The organism is Cryobacterium sp. TMT1-3 (assembly GCF_004402315.1).
In the GTDB taxonomy this organism is placed as follows: domain Bacteria; phylum Actinomycetota; class Actinomycetes; order Actinomycetales; family Microbacteriaceae; genus Cryobacterium; species Cryobacterium luteum.
This window is the reverse complement of sequence record NZ_SOFW01000034.1, coordinates 103,536-120,478: the sequence shown is the minus strand read 5'-3', so window position 1 is coordinate 120,478 and position 16,943 is coordinate 103,536. Positions and strand designations below refer to the sequence as shown.

Here is a 16,943-nt window from a genome sequence, read left to right as displayed (position 1 = left end):
ACCCAGTCAAGCGTGCCCGGTCAGGCACGCGGGTGGGCGAGTCCGTAACTGGCTTTGAGGCGCTCGGCTGAGACGTGGGTATAGATCTGGGTGGTGCCGAGGCTGACGTGTCCGAGCAGTTCCTGCACCGCGCGCAGGTCGGCTCCGCCGTCGAGAAGGTGGGTGGCTGCGGTGTGGCGCAGGGCGTGCGGTCCGGCCGGGCCGGTACCAGGAACCGCTTCGAGCAGGGCGGCGACAAGGCGGTAGACCCCGCGCACGCCGAGACGCTGGCCCTGACGGCCCAGAAAGACTGCGGCGACGTTCGGGAGCGCTAAGTTCAATCGGGCGGCCGTCGCGGGTTGCACTGCACCGGTTTGCCCCGCACTGGTCTGCGCTACGCCGGTTTTCGCCGGCGGCGCGGCACCGGCGGCGAGTGGCTGCCGCGCCTCGCGCAGGTAATCGACGAGGGCACGCTGCGCCGGAACCCCGAACGGAACCACGCGTTCCTTCGCGCCCTTGCCGGTCACCCGCACGGTCAATCGTTCGAGGTCGACGTCGGCGATATCGAGGCCGACCAGCTCGGAGACGCGCAGCGCCGAGGCGTAGAGCAGTTCGACGATGGCGAGGTCTCGCAGCGCGAGAGCCTCTCCCCCGGCGGCGCGGGCCGCCAGCAGGTCGAGCAGGTCGGTCATCTGGATATGGGTGATGACGCGCGGCAGGGTGTGACCCGGTTTCGGCGAGCGCAGGCGAGCCGCCGGGTCGAGGCCGTCGTCGTGGCTCTGCGCAAGCCAGGCAGTGAAGCTGCGGGCCGACGCCGAACGCCGGGCCAGAGTGGCGCGGGCCAGACCGGCCTGGGTGGCCACCCAGAGCCATTCCCGCAGCAGTTCCAGGCTCAGCTCAGCGGATGCCGTCACGCCCCGCTCGGCCGCAAACCCGGCCAGTTGGTGAAGGTCGGTGCGATAGGCCCGCACCGTGTGGATCGAGTAGCCGCGCTCCATGTTGAGGTAGCGCAGAAACTCGTCGATGTCGTCGCTCAGGTGCACGGGTTCAGTTTCTCTCACTTTGAGTGTCGCGCCGCGGAGGTCAGCGCTGCCGTGAGAAGGCCTGCCGGCGGTCCTCGGCCGAGAGGGGGGCCAGCTCATCGACGTAGTCGGCGCGAAACTGCGTGACAGCGGCATAGTCGCCGATCGGCAGCTGGGAGTGGGTGATCTGGTCGGCGTAGACGTGCACGAGGTTGAGAGTCTGGCCGCCGTTCACCCCGGTCAGTTCACGGTCGGGCGCGCTGAGGTCCATCGTGTAACAGGTGGCCGCCGCGACCGACACGGGGATGCCGGCGAAGAGGCCCTGTGTGGAGTAGTGCAGGTGCCCACCGAGAATGGCGCGCACGTCGCTGCCGGCCAGAACGGCGGCCAGCTTCGGCTGATCCTGCAGCTCGAGCACGCTCATCAGCGGCAGCGGTGTGGGAATCGGTGGGTGGTGCAGCGCCAGAATCGACCCGCGCGGGGCCGGCTGCTTGAGCACATCGGCCAGCCAGCGCAGTTGATCGTCGGTGACCTCACCGTGGTGATATCCGGGAACGCTCGTGTCGACGGCGATGATGCGCAGGCCGTCAAGATCATGTGTTTGATCTACGGGGTATTGGTCGGCGGGCACCTCGCCAAGCAGCTCGGTGCGAAAGGCGTCGCGCTGGTCGTGGTTGCCCATCACCCAGATGATCCTGGCGTTCCACCGGGCGGCAGCGGACTCGACGATGCCGCGAATGCGACGGTAGGCATCGGCTTCGCCGCGGTCGGCCACGTCGCCGGTGAGAATGATCGCGTCGGGGCGAATGCCCGAGCGGTGCAGCTGCTCGAAGGCGCGGTGCACGGTGTGGTCGGTGTCGACGGCGCCGTAGAGGGCCGCGCCATCCGCTAGAAAATGGGTGTCACTCAAATGCACCAGGATCTTCTCGGCGGGCGCGTACTGGCCCAGCTGCACGGCTGCCATGGATCACCTCTCGTCGGGACTTCAGACTACGGGCACCCACCGACATTCCGTCGACACCAGATCAGGACGTCACGAGGACACCTTCACGGTCGGGCGAGGGCTCGGGCCTGAACTCGGGTCCACTCGTGCGCCCCCACGCTGCGCGGCCGGCAATCGCGAGGAGTGCGGGCACGAGTACGAGCATCACCACGAGCGCATACACGGCCACGGCCACGGCCAGCCCGAAGCCGAACATTGTGACGGTGCGTTGGTCGTTGAGAATGAAACTTCCGAACACGACGACCATGACGGATGCCGCGGCCAGGATGACTCGGGCCGTTGCAGCCAGGCCGTCGCGGACGGCTCGGTCGGGATTGCCCGTGCGGACGAGCTCCTCTTTGACGCGGCTCAGCAGGAATACGGTGTAATCGGTGGACAGACCGAACAGAACCGCGAAGAGCATGACCGGAACGAACGATTCCACCGGTCCGGGGGCCACCCCCAGCAAACCGGCAGGCCACCACCCCCATTGGAAGACGGCGACAACCGGCCCATAGGCGGCCCCGACCGCGAACAAGTTCATAATGACCGCCATGGCCGCGATGAACGGGGCCCGGAACTCGATCAAGAGGACGATGAAAGCCAGCATAACGACGATCAGGATGAACCAGCCAATCTGTGCCAGAAGGGTGTCGGCCAGGTCGATGCTCGTCGCCGTTGCCCCGCCGACGTGGGCCGTCGCGTTCGGGGCCGCCGCCGGCAGTACGGTATCGCGCAAGGCGTGCACCAGGCTTTCCGTGGCCGTATCATCCGGTGAACTACTGGGAATCACCGTGAACAGCGCGGTCGTTCCGTTTTCCGACAGCCGCGGTGGCGTGACGGCGCTGATGCCATCCGTTGCTGCCAATTCGGCACGCACCGCGAGGCTCGCGGCCTGATTCTCGGTGGGAGGCGAGTCCGCACCGAAGTCGACCGTGACCAGGAGCGGGCCCGACCACCCGGCACCGAAGCCGTCGACGATGAGATCGTAGGCTTTTCGCTGGGTGGTCTCGGCGGCCTGCGATCCGCCGTCGGCGGTGCCGAGACGGAGCGATAGCAGGGGGAGGGCCAAAATTACCAAAACAAGTACGGCGGCGAGCGCCGAGACCCAGCGACGACGCTGGATGCCTCCGGACCAGCCGCGCCAGCCCGACGCGGGCGCTGAGTGGGAGGTTCCCGCGGCATCCGCTGTACCGGGGGTCGTTCTGCGGAGTTTACGCACGCGAACGCGATCCAGACTGCGGCCGAAAATCGCCAGTAGCGCCGGCAGCAGAGTGACAGCGGCCAGCATCGTGGCGCTGACTACGATGGCGCTGGCCAGGCCAAGCGAGGAGACGAAGGGGATGCCGATGGCATACAGACTGAGGATGGCGATGATCACCGTGGCCCCCGCGACCAGGACGGAACGTCCCGCGGTCGTCATGGCCACTTCGATGGACGCGTTCGGGGCCAAGCCCTGGGCCATCCCTTCTCGGTGCCGCGTAACGATCAGCAGTGCGTAGTCGATTCCCACGCCCAGGCCAATCATGGCGGCCACGATGGGTCCGGACGTGCCGATCGTCACCGACGATGCGATCATGGTGATCGAGGCGAGCCCAATTCCGAGGGCCATGAGGGCACTGGCCAGCGTGACAAGCATTGCGAACAGCGATCCGAAAACGAGAAGTAAGACCAGGGCTGCGGCGAGCAACCCATAGACCTCACTTCCCGACGGCCCGGACTCGGCCTGCGAGGCAGGGCCTCCGAATTCGACCTCAGCGCCGGTCTCTTGCACGCCCGCAAAGGCTGCCTGCGCGGCGGCAAGCGTCTGGGCAGGGATGTCTTTAGCCCGTTCCGTGAACTGAATAGTCACCATGGCCGTCATTCCGTCTTCGGAAACCATCGGCTGGGGCGGATCGTATGGCGACCGCGCGGCAGCGACGCCGTCGAGGGCGGCGACCTCCGCCACGGCCTCCTCCACTGCGGTGCGGGTGGCAGCAGAGGTGACGGGGTTCGCGGCATCCGTGCAATGCACGATGGCCTGCATCCCGTCGCCGGACAGCTCAGGAAACTGCTGCCGCAGGGTGTCGTAGGCGGCCTGCGAATCGGTGCCGGCGAGAGTCAGGTCGTTGCTGAAGGTGCCGCCGAATGCCCGGCTTCCCAACACAGCCCCGAGTAGCAGCATCAGCCACAGTGCGACCACTATCCAGCGGTATCGGGTTGATATGCGAGCAAGTGCAGAAAGCACGGCGAGTCCCATCACGGTTCATCGAGTCCAGCAGCACGATTCGAGCTGCTGAACCGAGATTAGACGAAATGTGACAGTGATGTCTAGTTTTACGAATCACCCTTTGAGGCCTTTGCCGCTATGCCGCCGACCAGGGTGCGAAAAATGAGGTCGGACACGTCGGTATCCGTCTGCTTCGTTGCTGACGCGGCGCGTACGGCCGCGATGAGTAGGGCGGCCATTGCCGTGACAATCCACTCCGGCGCAAGGTCATCACGGATGTCTCCCTCACGCTGCCCCCGTTTGACGACATCCACCACGGGGGCCAGCACCTGATCACGCTGGCGTAAAAATCGCGGGCTGGCATCCGCTGCCTTCATCAAAATGATGCGAAAGCGCATCCCGTGCTTGCCCAGCGCAGTGACGACCCGCCGGAGCACTTCGAGCGCATCCCCATCATCGAGGCGGCACGCGATCAGGGTCTCTGACGCACGGGTGAGGGCCTCCGCCTGGATTGCCTTGAGCAGGGTCTGCCGGTTGTTGAAATGGCGATAGAGAGTGGCCCGGGTTAAATTCGCCGCCTGCGCCACATCCGCCATAGTGGAGTCGGGGTCGCGAGCCAGTACATCGGCCGCTGCCGTTAGGAGTGCCCGCTGGTGGCGTTCCACATCGATTCGAGGAACCGCTGGCGGTTTGGAGGGTGGCATGGTGCCTTTCCAGGAAGTGCGTCGACCTCGACGATATGCCAATTTCGTCGCACAGTATTACCGAGGCCGGGGAGACACTTCGGTTTTCGAGATCCGACTCAGAACACCGGCAGCACCGAGACCGTGTTCTCACTGGAACTGGTGATGCCCACCTTGCTGCCATCGGGTGTGACGGCCAGGCTCGACGGGGCACGCCCGACCGGGATGCGACTGAGCACCCGGTTGGTTGCGGTGCTGACCGTCACGATGGTGTTGTCGCCCTGGGACAGAACATGGAGTTTCGACCCGTCGGGGCTCACCGCCAGATCGCCCGGCGCGTTGATGGCGATGGTGGCCCGCACCCGGTTCGTCGCCGTGTCGATGACCTCGACGGCATTCGACGGCCCGGTAAACAGGTCGAGCCCGAGGCTCGCGTAGACCGTCTTTCCGTCGGGGGACGGTGCCGATGCCACCGGCGGATGCGACGTCGTGAAGCGCTTCTGCGGCGCCTGGGGAGCCGCCGTGTCGACGATGAGGATGGCGTAGTCGTCGCCGTTGCTGACGTAGACCCCTTTTCGGTCAGCGCTCGATGTGAGGTCGATGACGGCAGCGCCGGTGAAGATCGGCTCGGCCAGGGATCGGGTCGCGATGGTGGCCACCGTGATGTCGCGCAGCGTGGGAGATCCGCCGATGTACAGAGTCTTGCCGTCGGGCGTGGCGACGAGGTCACCACAGGTGCCGGTCGTGAACGAGTAGGCAACCGTGTTGGACGCAATATTCAGTGCGTAGATCTTTTCATCGCTGCAGGTGCTCACGAACACCTGCTGCTGGTTGGTCGATACCGCGAGCCCGATCGGGTCGCCACCCACCGGCACGGTCGCGACGACGTTGCCGGTCGCGGTGCTGATCACCGAGACCGTGCCGGACCCGGAATTGGCGACGTAGGCCCAGCGACCGTTCGCGGTGACCACGAGTTTGCGCGGGCTGGTCCCGACCGCGATGGTGGCCGGCGCGACCGGCCGGGTCGCGGCGCTCGTCTTCGAGGCGGTCTGATAGCCGGCTTTCGTGCCGGTCACGGTCACGGTCACGCGCTTTCCCACCTGGGTGTTCGATGGCGTGAAAGCGGATGCGGTGGCGCCGGGTACCGTCACACCGTTCACCTTCCAGCGGTAGGACAGCGCCACCGGGGCCGGCTTCCAGGTGCCCGGCGAGGCAGTGAGGCGCCGCCCGGCCTGCGGGGTGCCGGTGATCGTCGGGACCGGGGTGGCGGTGAACAGGCGTGCGGTTGACAGGCTCACGTTGGACTGGCTCACCTGCACGGAGCGGGGCGCGCTCGTCACAGGGGCTGCAAACGCCGCCGGCGCGGAGGCCAACACCGCTGCTCCCACGGTGAGCGCCGTGAGAGCGAAGCGCAGGCCACGGCGATGGAGGGTTACAGGTGCGCTCATGGCATCCACATTTCTTGAATAGGCAAAAGGGTCGGGGCGACTGGCGATGCTGCGGGTCACAGTAACCCCCTGACGAACCGGAGACAAGGGTAGACCGGCGGGCTATCATGGCGCCATGTCTGCCCAGCCGGACGCCTACACCGCGGCTCTGGACCGTGCACTGCTGCACGCCCTCGCCTGGCTAGCGTCGTTACCCACCCGCCCGGTCGGCCCTCGGGTCGACGCCGATACCCTGGCCGCGCTGTCGGCCGGCCCGCTGCCCCCAGCCCCGACGCCGGCGGCCGCTGTCATCGATGAATTGGCTTCCTTCGCGGAACCCGGGCTGATGGCGATGCCATCCGGCCGGTTCTTCGGGTGGGTGATCGGGGGAACACTGCCCGCCGCGCTCGCCGCCGACTGGCTGGTGAGTGCGTGGGACCAGAACGCCGGAATGCGCTTCGCCACACCCGCGACCGCCGTGCTCGAAGAGACCGCAGCCGGTTGGCTGCTCGACCTGCTCGGGCTGCCCCCGAAAGCGGATGTGGGATTCACCACCGGTGCGACGATGGCGAATTTTGTCGGTCTCGCCGCCGGTCGGCAGTGGGTTCTGGAGCGGGCCGGCTGGAACCCGGACAGGGACGGCCTGGCCGGTTCGCCGCGCGTGCGGGTGTTCGTGGGGGCGGAGCGTCACGACGTCATCGATCTCGCGCTGCGCTACCTCGGCCTCGGAGCGCCCATCGTGGTCGAAGTCGACCGGGAAGGACGATTGCGGCCAGACGCACTGGCCGAGCTGCTGGATGCCGGGTCCGGCCCGGCCATCGTCTGTCTGCAGGCCGGCAACCTGCATTCCGGAGCAGCAGACCCGATGGACGCCGCGATCGACGTGTCCCACCGACACAACGCGTGGGTGCACATCGACGGAGCGTTCGGCTTGTGGGCCGCCGCCAGCCCGAGCTATCGTGACCAGCTCGCCGGCCTGGACCGGGCCGACTCCTGGGCGACGGACGCTCACAAAACCCTCAACGTTCCCTACGACTGCGGGGTGGCGATCGTGTCCCGGCCCGAAGTCGTGCGCCAGGTGTTCGGCGTGCACACGAGCTATCTGGTGGCGGCCGATGGCACTCCCGCCAACCCGGGACCCGGCAATCCGTTCGAGAAGGTGCCCGAGCTGTCCCGCCGGGCTCGGGGTGTTCCGGTGTGGGCGGCGCTCCGCGCGCTCGGCCGGGCCGGCACGATCGCACTGGTGGACGGCCTCGCGGCGAATGCGCGGGCCCTGGCCGAGGGACTCAGCTCGCTGCCCGGCGTCGAGATTCTCAACGAGGTGGTGTTCACGCAGGTGTGCGTGAGCTTCGGCAGTGATGACCGCACCCGGCGGGTGACGCAGCAGCTCCTCGCCGACGGTTCGGCGTGGATGTCGGGGTCGCGCTGGCACGACCGGGACATTCTGCGCATCTCGGTGAGCAACTGGTCGACGGATGCCGCGGACGTCGCCCTCTCCCTCGCCGCGGTGGCGCGGGCCTGCGCGGCCACTGACGCTGAGGGGGCGTCAACGGATACGTCGGCAGCAGATGCGACGACCGCAGCTCGGCCGACCGACCCGCGCCCACCTTCGGACGATCGAGACTGACCGCTCGCTTAGGCTCGGCAGCCCGCACTACAACCGCCGTACCCAGCCTGCCTCCCGCTCCTGGGCAGCCCCGTCGAGATCGAGGCCGCCGAGGGCGCCGCGCACTGCCGCACTGGACAGGCCGGCTCGGCGCGCCAGATCGGCGACCGTACGCGGCGAGCGACCGCTCAACGCATCGAACACACGCACCTGATCGCTCGTGCGCGGTATCGGCCCGGAGCCGGCGTCACTGTCGGGAAAATCCAGCGGAACCTGGATCGACCGCTCACCGACCAGCTCGGCCATCTCGGTCGGGTTGGTGACACAGACCGCGGCGAATTCGCGAATGAGACGGTGGCAGCCGGCCGAGGTGGGGCTCGTGATCGGCCCCGGCACAGCGCCGAGCGGTCGACCCAGTGCCGAAGCGTGGCCGGCGGTGTTGAGCGAACCCGACCGCCAGCCGGCTTCGAGCACGACCGTCGCCGCGCTCGCCGCGGCGATCAGCCGGTTTCTTTGCAGAAAGCGCCACTTGGTGGGGGCCGCCCCGCAGGGCAGCTCCGACACGACGGCTCCGGTCGCCACGATGCGCGTCAGCAGGGAATCGTGCCCGCTCGGGTAGAACCGGTCGACTCCCCCGGCGAGGAACGCCACGGTGATGCCGTCACTGGCGAGCGCGGCTCGGTGGGCCATCCCGTCGATGCCATACGCGGCACCGGAGACGATGGCGAAACCGCGGTCGACGAGCCCGGCCGACGCTTCCATGGCGATGTGTTCGCCGTACCCGGTCGCTGCCCGGGCCCCGACCAGCGCGATTGAATTGGTCAGGGCGGCGAGGGCGCCCGGCACACCCCGCCACCACAGCGCGAGCGGAGCATGCTGCTCGAGGTCGTCGAGCGCGGACGGCCAGAGGGCGTCCGTGGCCAGCAGCAGCTGGGTCTGCATGCGGGCCGCCTGCTGTAGCGAGCGGATGACCTCGTTCGAGTTGAGCCGCGGCCGCCAGCGTTGCAGTCCCAGGTCGAGGGCCTGTTCCAGCTCAGCGCTGGTGTCGGCATCCGCTTCGGTGGGGTCGGCGCTGGGGCTGGCGGCGAAGACGATGTCGGGTTTGCCCGGCTCATCGCCCAAGGCGTCGCGCACGAGTGCGCCGATGCGCACGGGGCTCCACGACTCGAGAACGGCGGTCAGGGCCACGCTCGCACCGACGCTGGCCACAAGCAGTCCGGCGGTACCATCCCCGGGTTCGGCCAGGCCCGACCAGGCGGCGCGAGCAAACACCTCGCCGGCGGTGGCGGGGTCGTCGCCCTGCGCCTGGGCACCGCGCACACCCGCGACGAGTTCGCCCACTCGGGTCTCATCCAGACCGAACAGCGTCATGACGTCATTCCTTTGCGTAGGTAGAGGGCCTGGCCCACCTGGTCGGGGCCGGGGATGCTCAGACCGTCATAGTCGGCGAGGGTCCAGGCGATGCGCAGCACTCGGTCATAGCCGCGCATGGTGATGCCACCGCGCTCGAGCGCTCGATCAAGCCCCGCCGTGGCGCTCGGGGCCAGACGCACCGGCGCGCCGCGCAGCCACGGGCCGGGCACCTGGGAGTTCAGCGTCCACGGTGTGCTGCCGAGCCGTTCGGCCGCTGCGGCCCGCGCGGCCACCACTCGTTGCCTGGCGGTGACGCTCGTCATGCGCTGCGTACCGGCGGCGACGCGCAGCTGGGCGGCGGTGATGCGCTTCACGTTGAGCTGGATGTCGATGCGGTCCAGCAGCGGTCCGGAGATGCGGGCGAGGTAGCGGCGGCGCGCGTTCGGTGGGCAGGTGCAGCTGAGGTCGCCAGCGCCGTATTTCCCGCACGGGCATGGGTTCGCCGCCATCACCAGCTGAAACCGGGCCGGAAAATGGGCCACGGCGTTGGCCCGGTGGATGCTGATCCAGCCGGATTCGAGCGGCTGGCGCAGGGCATCGAGCACGGGCGAAGCGAATTCGGGCGCCTCGTCGAGGAACAGAACGCCGTGCGAGGCCTGCGAGGCGGCCCCCGGCCGAATCTGCCCGCCGCCGCCGCCGACCATGGCGGCCGCTGTCGCGGTGTGGTGCGGCGCCTCCCACGGCGGCCGCGTGATCAGGGCACCGCCGAGTCCGAGGCCGCTGAGCGAACGCAGTGAGCTCACTTCGAGCGAGCTGACCGGGTCGAGGTCGGGCAGCAGACCGGGCAGGCGGGCGGCGAGCATGGTCTTACCGGCGCCGGGCGGGCCGAGCAGAAACACGTGGTGCCCGCCGGCCGCCGCGATCTGCAGGGCCAGGATGGCGTCGTCGTTGCCGATCACGTCGGCGAGGTCGGGTTCGGCGGTGAGGCTGTCGGGTGTGACCGCTGCCAGAATGGGCTCGACCGGTTTCGGCGTGAGTTTGGCGCCGTGGAAGATCGCCGCCTCCCGCAGCGAGGCTACGCCGATCACCCGCATGTCGGGAACAAGCCCGGCCTCGGCTTCGTTGCCGATGGGCACCATGACCGTGGTGTGCCCGAGGCGGGCGGCGGTCATCACCCCCGGCAGGATACCCGGCGTCGGCCGCAGCCGGCCGTCGAGGGCGAGCTCGCCGAAGTGCACGACCTTTCCGACCGATTCGCCGGACACCGTGCTGTCGGCGGCGAGGCAGGCCAGCGCGATCGCGAGGTCGAACCCGGCGCCGTGCTTGGGCAACGCGGCTGGCGACAGATTGATGGTGAGGCGGTGAATGGTGAGGGGGCATCCGCTGTTAGCAGCCGCGGCGCGCACCCGCTGGGTGGCCTGGGAGAGGGCTGCATCGGGTAGCCCGATCAAAATCATGCCGGGCAGTTGCGCCGAGATGTCGGCCTCGACCTCAACGAGCGCGCCGGTAAGCCCGAGCAGCGCCACCGCGTGGGTGCGGGCGATTCCCATCAGAACACGCCCTCAAGGTGTTCGATGATGGGTTCCCGGCCCGCCGGGGCAATCACCGCCACGACGTCGAGCCGGATCTGGCGTGGCCACCGCTCGGCCGCCGCGCACCAGGCGGCGGCGAGGCGGCGCATCCGCGCGAGCTTTTTCACGGTGATGGCTTCAAACGGATGCCCGAAACTCAGGCTGCTGCGCGTCTTTACCTCGACGAAGACGACTGCGGCGCCCTGCTGCACGACGAGGTCGATCTCGCCCTCTGTACACCGCCAGTTGCGAGTCAGGATGGTGTAGCCGGCGCCCTGCAGAAAGCGCGCGGCCTGTTCTTCACCGAGTTTGCCGAGTTCGTCTTTGCGCGCCACGAGTGCCTCCGAGAACAGAGTGCGCTCTCTCACCCGGCCGAAGCCTCGCCGCTGCCAGGTTGGTGGACAGCGCCGCCGGTGGGGCAACTGTGCAGGAGGCGGCGGGCAGGAGCGGCGCTCTTCGCTCACGGCGCCGACCGGCCTGCTGTCTCGCGGAATGTTCCCGTTCGCGCGGCAGGCTACTCGGCGTGCAGCACGAACAGGCGGCGCACGACGTCGCCGGCTACAAGGGCGTCGAGGCTTTCATTGAGGTCGCGCAGCGGGCGGGTGTCGGTGTGCAGCAGCTCGACCGGCAGCCCGCCGTCCCGCCAGAGCTGCAGGTAAGCCGGAATGTCCCGGCTCGGCACGGAGTCCCCCATGTAGGAGCCAAGGAGGCGACGGCCTAGGCCGGCGAACTGCAGCGCCGGCGTCGTAATGGTCTGCTCTGGATGCGGCAGACCCACCGAGACGAGGGCGCCGCCGCGGGTGAGCAGAGCCAGGCTTGCCTCCATCACGCGGGCGCTGCCGACGGCCTCGATGGCCAGGTCGACACCGTCGCCGGCGTGCTCACGCACCAGGTCGGCTGCTTGCTCTGGCGATCCGGCGTGGTGCGCGCCGCAGCGCAGGGCCAACGCCTGCTTCGCGGGCAGCGGATCGATCGCGATCACGGTCGTGCCGGCCACCTGGGCTGCGGCCATGACGGCCATCAGGCCGACCGCCCCGAGACCGAACACGATCACGGACTGGCCGGGCGCGAGGGCGCCGGTGTTGAGCACGGCGCCGATGCCGGTGAGGGCCGCGCAGCCGAACATGGCGGCCACATCGAAGGGAACATCCTGATCGATGGCGACGACCGATTCGCGGGCGACGACCGCGTACTGCGAGAACGCCGAGACACCGAGGTGGTGGTTGATGCGCTCCCCCGCGCTGCTGGCCAGCACGGCCGGGCCGTGCAGGAGATCACCGGTGCCGTTGGCCTCGGCGCCGCGGTGGCAGAGTGCGGGGCGCCCGGCCAGGCAGGCCCGGCAGTCGCCGCAACTCGGCACGAAGACCAGCACAACTCTGTCGCCGACGGCCAGGTCGTCGACGCCGTCGCCGAGCGCGGTGACGGTGCCGGCCGCCTCATGCCCCAGGGCCATCGGCAGCGGGCGAATCCGTGAGCCGTCGATGACGGACAGGTCGGAGTGGCAGAGGCTGGCCCGTTCGATGCGCACGAGCACCTCGCCGGCGCGCGGCGCCGGCACCGGAATCTGCTCAAACGTCAGCGGGCGGCTCTTGGCATACGGCCGGGCGGCGCCGGCGTCGCGAAGAATGGTACTGAGCATCGTTGCTGGAGTCATTCCTCCAACCTAACGCCAGATGCGACGTACGCTGGGCCTATGACTCTGCGCGACCGGCTGACCGATCTGGGCATGCTCGCCATGAACGGCGTGCACCGGATGCTGCTGGTTACGACCCGCGGACGCCTCGGCTGGACCATCGGCACCATGGCGGCCGTCGAACTGCACACGATCGGCCGCAGCAGCGGGCAGCGTCGGTCGACGATGCTCACGGCGCCGATTCACGAGGGCGGCCGGTACGTGCTGGTGGCGTCCAAGGGCGGCGACGACCGGCATCCGTTCTGGTATGCCAACCTCGTGGCCCAACCCGAGGTGGAGCTGACCATTCGCGGGGTGACGCGGCCGTTTCGGGCGCGCACCGCGTCATCCGCTGAGAAGGCCGAGCTGTGGCCGCGTATCATCGCCGCATACCCCGGCTATCGGAAGTACCAGACGAAGACCGACCGTGACATCCCCGTGGTCATCTGCGACCCCCGCCCCTGAATTGAGGACGGGGCCTGGGCCCGGAACGCGGGCCCAGTTTATAGACTGGGCCCAAGGACGGGGCCCGGGCCCCGTCCAGATCACACGGGTCAGGCGACGGGCTCGAGGGCCGCGGCGGGAACGATGGCCGGGAAGATGGGCGCGTGCGCGCCTGACATCTCTTCAAGCACCCGAATCACCTGGCAGCTGTAGCCGTATTCGTTGTCGTACCAGACGTAGAGAACGGCCTTCTGGTCGGTGACGATGGTGGCCAGTCCGTCGACGATGCCGGCGCGACGCGAGCCGAGGAAGTCGCTCGAGACCACTTCGGGCGAGTCGATGAAGTCAATCTGGCGGTGCAAGGAGGAATGCAGCGACATGGTGCGCAGGTAGGTGTTGAGCTCGTCCTTGTCGGTCGCGCTGGCAAGGTTGAGGTTGAGGATGGCCATCGACACGTCGGGGGTGGGCACCCGGATGGCGTTGCCGGTGAGCTTGCCGGCCAGTTCGGGCAGCGCCTTGGCGACGGCCTTGGCAGCACCGGTCTCGGTAATCACCATGTTGAGCGCGGCGGAACGGCCGCGACGATCGCCGGAGTGGAAGTTGTCGATGAGGTTCTGGTCGTTGGTGAACGAGTGCACCGTTTCCACGTGGCCGTCGATGATGCCGTACCGGTCGTTGATGGCCTTGAGCACCGGGGTGATCGCGTTCGTGGTGCAGGATGCCGCGGTGATGATGCGGTCGCTCGGCAGGATGTCGGTGTGGTTGATGCCGTGCACGATGTTCTTGAGCGTGCCCTTGCCGGGCGCGGTCAACAACACCCGGGCGACGCCGGGGCACTTGAGGTGCTGCGACAGGCCCTCTTCGTCACGCCACTTACCGGTGTTGTCAACAACGATGGCGTCGTGGATGCCGAACTGCGTGTAGTCGACGCTGGCCGGGTCGCCGGAGTAGATCACCTGAATGAGCGTGCCGTTGGCGAGGATGGTGTTGTTCTCCTCGTCGATGGTGATCGTGCCCTCGAAGGGGCCGTGCACCGAGTCGCGACGCAGCAGGCTGGCCCGCTTGACGAGGTCGTTGGCCGAGCCGCGACGCACGACGATCGCGCGCAGGCGCAGGCCCTGGCCGCCGCCGGCATGTTCGATCAGGATGCGCGCAAGCAGCCGGCCGATGCGACCGAACCCGTAGAGCACGACGTCGGTGCTGGTGCGGCCGTCGAGTCCGTGCTGGCCGACGACGTCGGCGAGTTCGGCGCGCAGGTATTCGTCGAGGGTGACCCGGTCGTTCTGCTCACGAAACCCGAGAGCCAGGCGTGCGAGGTCGATCGACGCGGCACCAAGATTGAGACCGTCGACAGCTTGCAGAATCGGGAGGGTCTCGTCGAGCGGAAGCTCGACATCCGCTATGTGGCGGGCGAAGCGATGCGCCTTCAACAGACCGACGACCGACTTGTTGACGAGGCCGCGCCCGTAGACGCTCGTCACGACGGTGTTGTCGCGGTAGAGGCGCCCGATCAGGGGAATCATCGCCTCGGCGAGAGCCTCGCGGTTGCTCCACGTTGCACGGGCACGATCAGCGTCCTGGATCACAGGGTTGCCTTCCTAAACCTTCGTCGGTCTTGTCCGGCCACCCGAGGCCCCGGAGTCATTCCTTATTCGTCGAGCGCAAGTTCCTTGGGAAGTTCGAAGTCTTTCGACGCGAGTTCTTCCACGTTGACGTCCTTGAAGGTCAGCACGCGCACCGATTTCACGAATCGATCGGAACGGTAGACGTCCCAGACCCAGACATCCTTCATGGTCAGTTCGAAGTAGAAGTCGTGTTCCGTGTCGCGACGCACCAATTCGACCTCGTTCGCGAGGTAGAAGCGTCGTTCGGTTTCGACGACGTACTGGAACTGACCAACCACGTCTCGATATTCCCGGTACAGGGCCAACTCGACCTCGCGGTCGTAGTCCTCGAATTCGTCTTCTTCCATGGTGACTTTATCTTACGCTGAGATTTTGAGCCACGATTTTCGGTGTAAGGGGCTCGGCCCGAGCAGGTCGATGGCGCTCAGGTGTGCCGCACTGCCGTAGCCCTTGTTCGACGCCCAGCCGTAGCCGGGGGTGTCGTCGTGCGCGGCGATCATGAGACGATCGCGGTGCACCTTGGCAATAACGGATGCCGCCGCCACCGACCCGCAGTCCCGGTCGGCCTTGATGCGGGTCACGACGTTCAGCGGGGTGGCCAGTGCCTTGTTCAGCCAGTCGTCGCTGCCGTCGAGCAGTACGATGCTGCCGGCCACGTCGACGCCCTGCGCGTACAGCTCGGCCAGGGCTCGCTTACCGGCCAGCCCGAGGCAGGCGATGATGCCGAGCTGGTCGACCTCGGCGGCCGAGGCGAGCCCGACGGCCGAGTAAGTTGCCCAGGCAACGGCGAGCGGCGCGAGCAGTTCGCGGCGCGGTTCGCTGAGCATCTTCGAATCGCGCAAGCCCACTGGCATGGTCAGAACGGATGCGTTCACCGCGGCGAATCCCACGGCCACCGGCCCGGCGAGGGCGCCGCGACCCACCTCGTCGCAGCCGATCACGAATCGGGCGCCGGTGCGGAGCAGGTCGAGCTCCACGTCGAGGGTGGGGTCGGACACCGCCACTAGTCGGTGCCCGTGTCCGCTTGTTCCACCTCGCGAAACACGTCGGGATAGTCGTCGAGCCAGGCCCAGCGCGCGAGGGGCCAGCTCACGACGAGCGCTCGACCGACGACATTCTCGACCGGAACGTACCCCTTGCCGGCTGTCTCGCCGTTGTAGCGGGAGTCCTTGGAGTTGTAACGGTTGTCGCCCATCATCCAGAGTGAGTCAGCCGGGATGGTGACGTCGAAGTCGTCCTGGGAGACCTTGGTCTCACCGGCCGGCAGCAACACGTAGGCCGACTCGTCGAGCGGCACGTCGTTGACGCTCATCTGGCCGAGGGCGTTGCAGCAGACAACGTGGTCGCCGGGCAGCCCGATGACCCGTTTGATGAGGTGGTCGTTGCTGTCGGGTGCCGACAAGCCGACGACCGAGAGCAGCCAGTCGGCTCCGGCCACGATCGGGTTCTGCACGATCTCGGGCTGGGGCAGCAGCCATCCGCCCGGGTCTTTGAACACGATGACGTCGCCGCGGGTGAGCGGGATTAGTTCGGGTTCGAGCTGGTTCACGATGATGCGGTCGTTGATCTGCAGGGTGTTCTCCATCGATCCGGAGGGGATGTAGAAGGACCGGATCAGGAACGTTTTGATCAGAAATGAGATGAGCAGTGCAACCACGAAGATGATGAGCAGGTCGCGGATGAACAGCAAGACGCCGCGCTTCTTGCTGGGCGCCTGCGTGCTGCGGGCCGTCTTGCGGGGAAACCTCTTCGACTCTGACACCCGACGATCGGACCTGGAGGCGAGCACTTCATCTGTCATTTAACCGCCTGAGCTCCCCACCAGTTTAGGTGATGGGGAGCTCAGGGAAGAATCCGGTTACAGCGGTTTAGCGCGAAAGTTAGCGCTTTTCCTTGATCTTGGCCTTCTTGCCGCGCAGGTCGCGCAGGTAGTACAGCTTCGCGCGACGAACGTCGCCGCGGGTCACGATCTCGATGTGGTCGATGACCGGGGAGTGCACCGGGAAGGTACGCTCGACACCGATTTGAAAGCTGACCTTGCGAACGCAGAACGTTTCGCGCACGCCTTCGCCGGAGCGGCCGATGACGACTCCCTGGAAGACCTGGATACGAGAGCGGGTTCCCTCAATGATGTTGACGTGAACCTTGACGGTGTCGCCGGCACGGAAGTCAGGAAGATCCTTCTTCAGTGATGGGGCGTCTACCGCGTCGAGAATATGCATGTTGTTTCGCTCTCTGTACCCGCCACAGGTCGACTACGCTAGGTGCTTCATTCGAAGCAATCAGTATGAGGATGTGCGCCGCAACATGCAGGTTCCCCTGTGGCAGAGTCCTGCAGCGGCACAATCGCCTATTCTGCCATGAACTCGC

General features: G+C 67.4%; 16 protein-coding genes. 2 read left to right on the top strand and 14 right to left on the bottom strand.

Annotation, left to right across the window (positions count from 1 at the left end; all coding sequences use genetic code 11):
• Positions 1-20: 20 nt before the first annotated feature.
• The 5 genes from E3O25_RS11465 to E3O25_RS11445 form a co-directional block, all read right to left on the bottom strand.
• Complete coding sequence (locus tag E3O25_RS11465; RefSeq protein ID WP_255576186.1) at positions 21-1,040, bottom strand: tyrosine recombinase XerC; 1,020 nt, start codon at positions 1,038-1,040, stop codon at positions 21-23.
• A gap of 22 nt (positions 1,041-1,062) precedes the next feature.
• Positions 1,063-1,965: a phosphodiesterase gene (locus E3O25_RS11460; protein WP_092108846.1), complete on the bottom strand. Its 903-nt coding sequence runs from the start codon at positions 1,963-1,965 to the stop codon at positions 1,063-1,065.
• A 61-nt stretch (positions 1,966-2,026) separates the two neighbouring features.
• Positions 2,027-4,165, bottom strand: a complete 2,139-nt coding sequence (locus E3O25_RS11455) for an MMPL family transporter (RefSeq protein WP_166787796.1) — start codon at positions 4,163-4,165, stop codon at positions 2,027-2,029.
• A 134-nt stretch (positions 4,166-4,299) separates the two neighbouring features.
• Positions 4,300-4,857 (bottom strand): TetR/AcrR family transcriptional regulator, encoded by a 558-nt coding sequence (locus E3O25_RS11450; protein WP_206750218.1) that lies wholly within the window; start codon positions 4,855-4,857, stop codon positions 4,300-4,302.
• Positions 4,858-4,994: 137 nt separating this feature from the next.
• Complete coding sequence (locus E3O25_RS11445; RefSeq protein WP_134361186.1) at positions 4,995-6,323, bottom strand: YncE family protein; 1,329 nt, start codon at positions 6,321-6,323, stop codon at positions 4,995-4,997.
• A gap of 115 nt (positions 6,324-6,438) precedes the next feature.
• On the opposite strand from E3O25_RS11445, the gene E3O25_RS11440 reads away from it, so the two are divergent.
• A complete protein-coding gene (locus tag E3O25_RS11440) occupies positions 6,439-7,929 on the top strand; it encodes a pyridoxal-dependent decarboxylase (RefSeq protein WP_134361185.1) in 1,491 nt (496 codons plus the stop codon).
• 27 nt (positions 7,930-7,956) lie between these two features.
• On the opposite strand, the gene dprA is transcribed toward E3O25_RS11440, so the two are convergent.
• From dprA to E3O25_RS11420, 4 genes are all read right to left on the bottom strand, one after another.
• Positions 7,957-9,279 (bottom strand): DNA-processing protein DprA, encoded by a 1,323-nt coding sequence (dprA, locus tag E3O25_RS11435; protein ID WP_092108861.1) that lies wholly within the window; start codon positions 9,277-9,279, stop codon positions 7,957-7,959.
• Positions 9,276-10,811 carry a YifB family Mg chelatase-like AAA ATPase gene (locus E3O25_RS11430; RefSeq protein WP_134361184.1) on the bottom strand — a complete coding sequence of 512 codons (1,536 nt, stop codon included), beginning with the start codon at positions 10,809-10,811 and terminating at the stop codon, positions 9,276-9,278. The genes dprA and E3O25_RS11430 overlap by 4 nt, the downstream gene beginning before the upstream one ends.
• A complete protein-coding gene (locus E3O25_RS11425) occupies positions 10,811-11,167 on the bottom strand; it encodes a YraN family protein (RefSeq protein ID WP_092108867.1) in 357 nt (118 codons plus the stop codon). Before E3O25_RS11425 ends, E3O25_RS11430 begins: the two co-directional genes overlap by 1 nt.
• Before the next feature lie 179 nt (positions 11,168-11,346).
• Entirely contained in the window at positions 11,347-12,486 is a 1,140-nt protein-coding gene (locus E3O25_RS11420; RefSeq protein ID WP_092108870.1) for an alcohol dehydrogenase catalytic domain-containing protein, read from the bottom strand.
• A 39-nt stretch (positions 12,487-12,525) separates the two neighbouring features.
• Here E3O25_RS11420 and E3O25_RS11415 point away from each other — a divergent pair, with 39 nt between their 5' ends.
• Positions 12,526-12,969 (top strand): nitroreductase/quinone reductase family protein, encoded by a 444-nt coding sequence (locus E3O25_RS11415; protein ID WP_134361183.1) that lies wholly within the window; start codon positions 12,526-12,528, stop codon positions 12,967-12,969.
• Between the two features lie 89 nt (positions 12,970-13,058).
• On the opposite strand, the gene E3O25_RS11410 is transcribed toward E3O25_RS11415, so the two are convergent.
• From E3O25_RS11410 to rplS, 5 genes are all read right to left on the bottom strand, one after another.
• Positions 13,059-14,534: a glyceraldehyde-3-phosphate dehydrogenase gene (locus E3O25_RS11410; RefSeq protein ID WP_134361182.1), complete on the bottom strand. Its 1,476-nt coding sequence runs from the start codon at positions 14,532-14,534 to the stop codon at positions 13,059-13,061.
• Between the two features lie 62 nt (positions 14,535-14,596).
• A complete protein-coding gene (locus tag E3O25_RS11405) occupies positions 14,597-14,920 on the bottom strand; it encodes a DUF2469 family protein (RefSeq protein ID WP_022886464.1) in 324 nt (107 codons plus the stop codon).
• A gap of 12 nt (positions 14,921-14,932) precedes the next feature.
• Positions 14,933-15,577: a ribonuclease HII gene (locus E3O25_RS11400; RefSeq protein WP_092108879.1), complete on the bottom strand. Its 645-nt coding sequence runs from the start codon at positions 15,575-15,577 to the stop codon at positions 14,933-14,935.
• A complete protein-coding gene (lepB, locus tag E3O25_RS11395) occupies positions 15,577-16,374 on the bottom strand; it encodes a signal peptidase I (RefSeq protein WP_092108882.1) in 798 nt (265 codons plus the stop codon). The genes E3O25_RS11400 and lepB overlap by 1 nt, the downstream gene beginning before the upstream one ends.
• A 79-nt stretch (positions 16,375-16,453) precedes the next feature.
• A complete protein-coding gene (gene rplS / locus E3O25_RS11390) occupies positions 16,454-16,795 on the bottom strand; it encodes a 50S ribosomal protein L19 (RefSeq protein WP_092108884.1) in 342 nt (113 codons plus the stop codon).
• Between the last annotated feature and the right edge of the window lie 148 nt (positions 16,796-16,943).

Coding starts and splice junctions, on each gene's coding strand:
- E3O25_RS11460 (WP_092108846.1), bottom strand. CDS start 1,965: ATGGCAGCCGTGCAGCTGGGCCAGTACGCGCCCGCCGAGAAGATCCTG.
- E3O25_RS11445 (WP_134361186.1), bottom strand. CDS start 6,323: ATGAGCGCACCTGTAACCCTCCATCGCCGTGGCCTGCGCTTCGCTCTC.
- E3O25_RS11440 (WP_134361185.1), top strand. CDS start 6,439: ATGTCTGCCCAGCCGGACGCCTACACCGCGGCTCTGGACCGTGCACTG.
- dprA (WP_092108861.1), bottom strand. CDS start 9,279: ATGACGCTGTTCGGTCTGGATGAGACCCGAGTGGGCGAACTCGTCGCG.
- E3O25_RS11430 (WP_134361184.1), bottom strand. CDS start 10,811: ATGGGAATCGCCCGCACCCACGCGGTGGCGCTGCTCGGGCTTACCGGC.
- E3O25_RS11420 (WP_092108870.1), bottom strand. CDS start 12,486: ATGACTCCAGCAACGATGCTCAGTACCATTCTTCGCGACGCCGGCGCC.
- E3O25_RS11415 (WP_134361183.1), top strand. CDS start 12,526: ATGACTCTGCGCGACCGGCTGACCGATCTGGGCATGCTCGCCATGAAC.
- E3O25_RS11405 (WP_022886464.1), bottom strand. CDS start 14,920: ATGGAAGAAGACGAATTCGAGGACTACGACCGCGAGGTCGAGTTGGCC.
- lepB (WP_092108882.1), bottom strand. CDS start 16,374: ATGACAGATGAAGTGCTCGCCTCCAGGTCCGATCGTCGGGTGTCAGAG.
- rplS (WP_092108884.1), bottom strand. CDS start 16,795: ATGCATATTCTCGACGCGGTAGACGCCCCATCACTGAAGAAGGATCTT.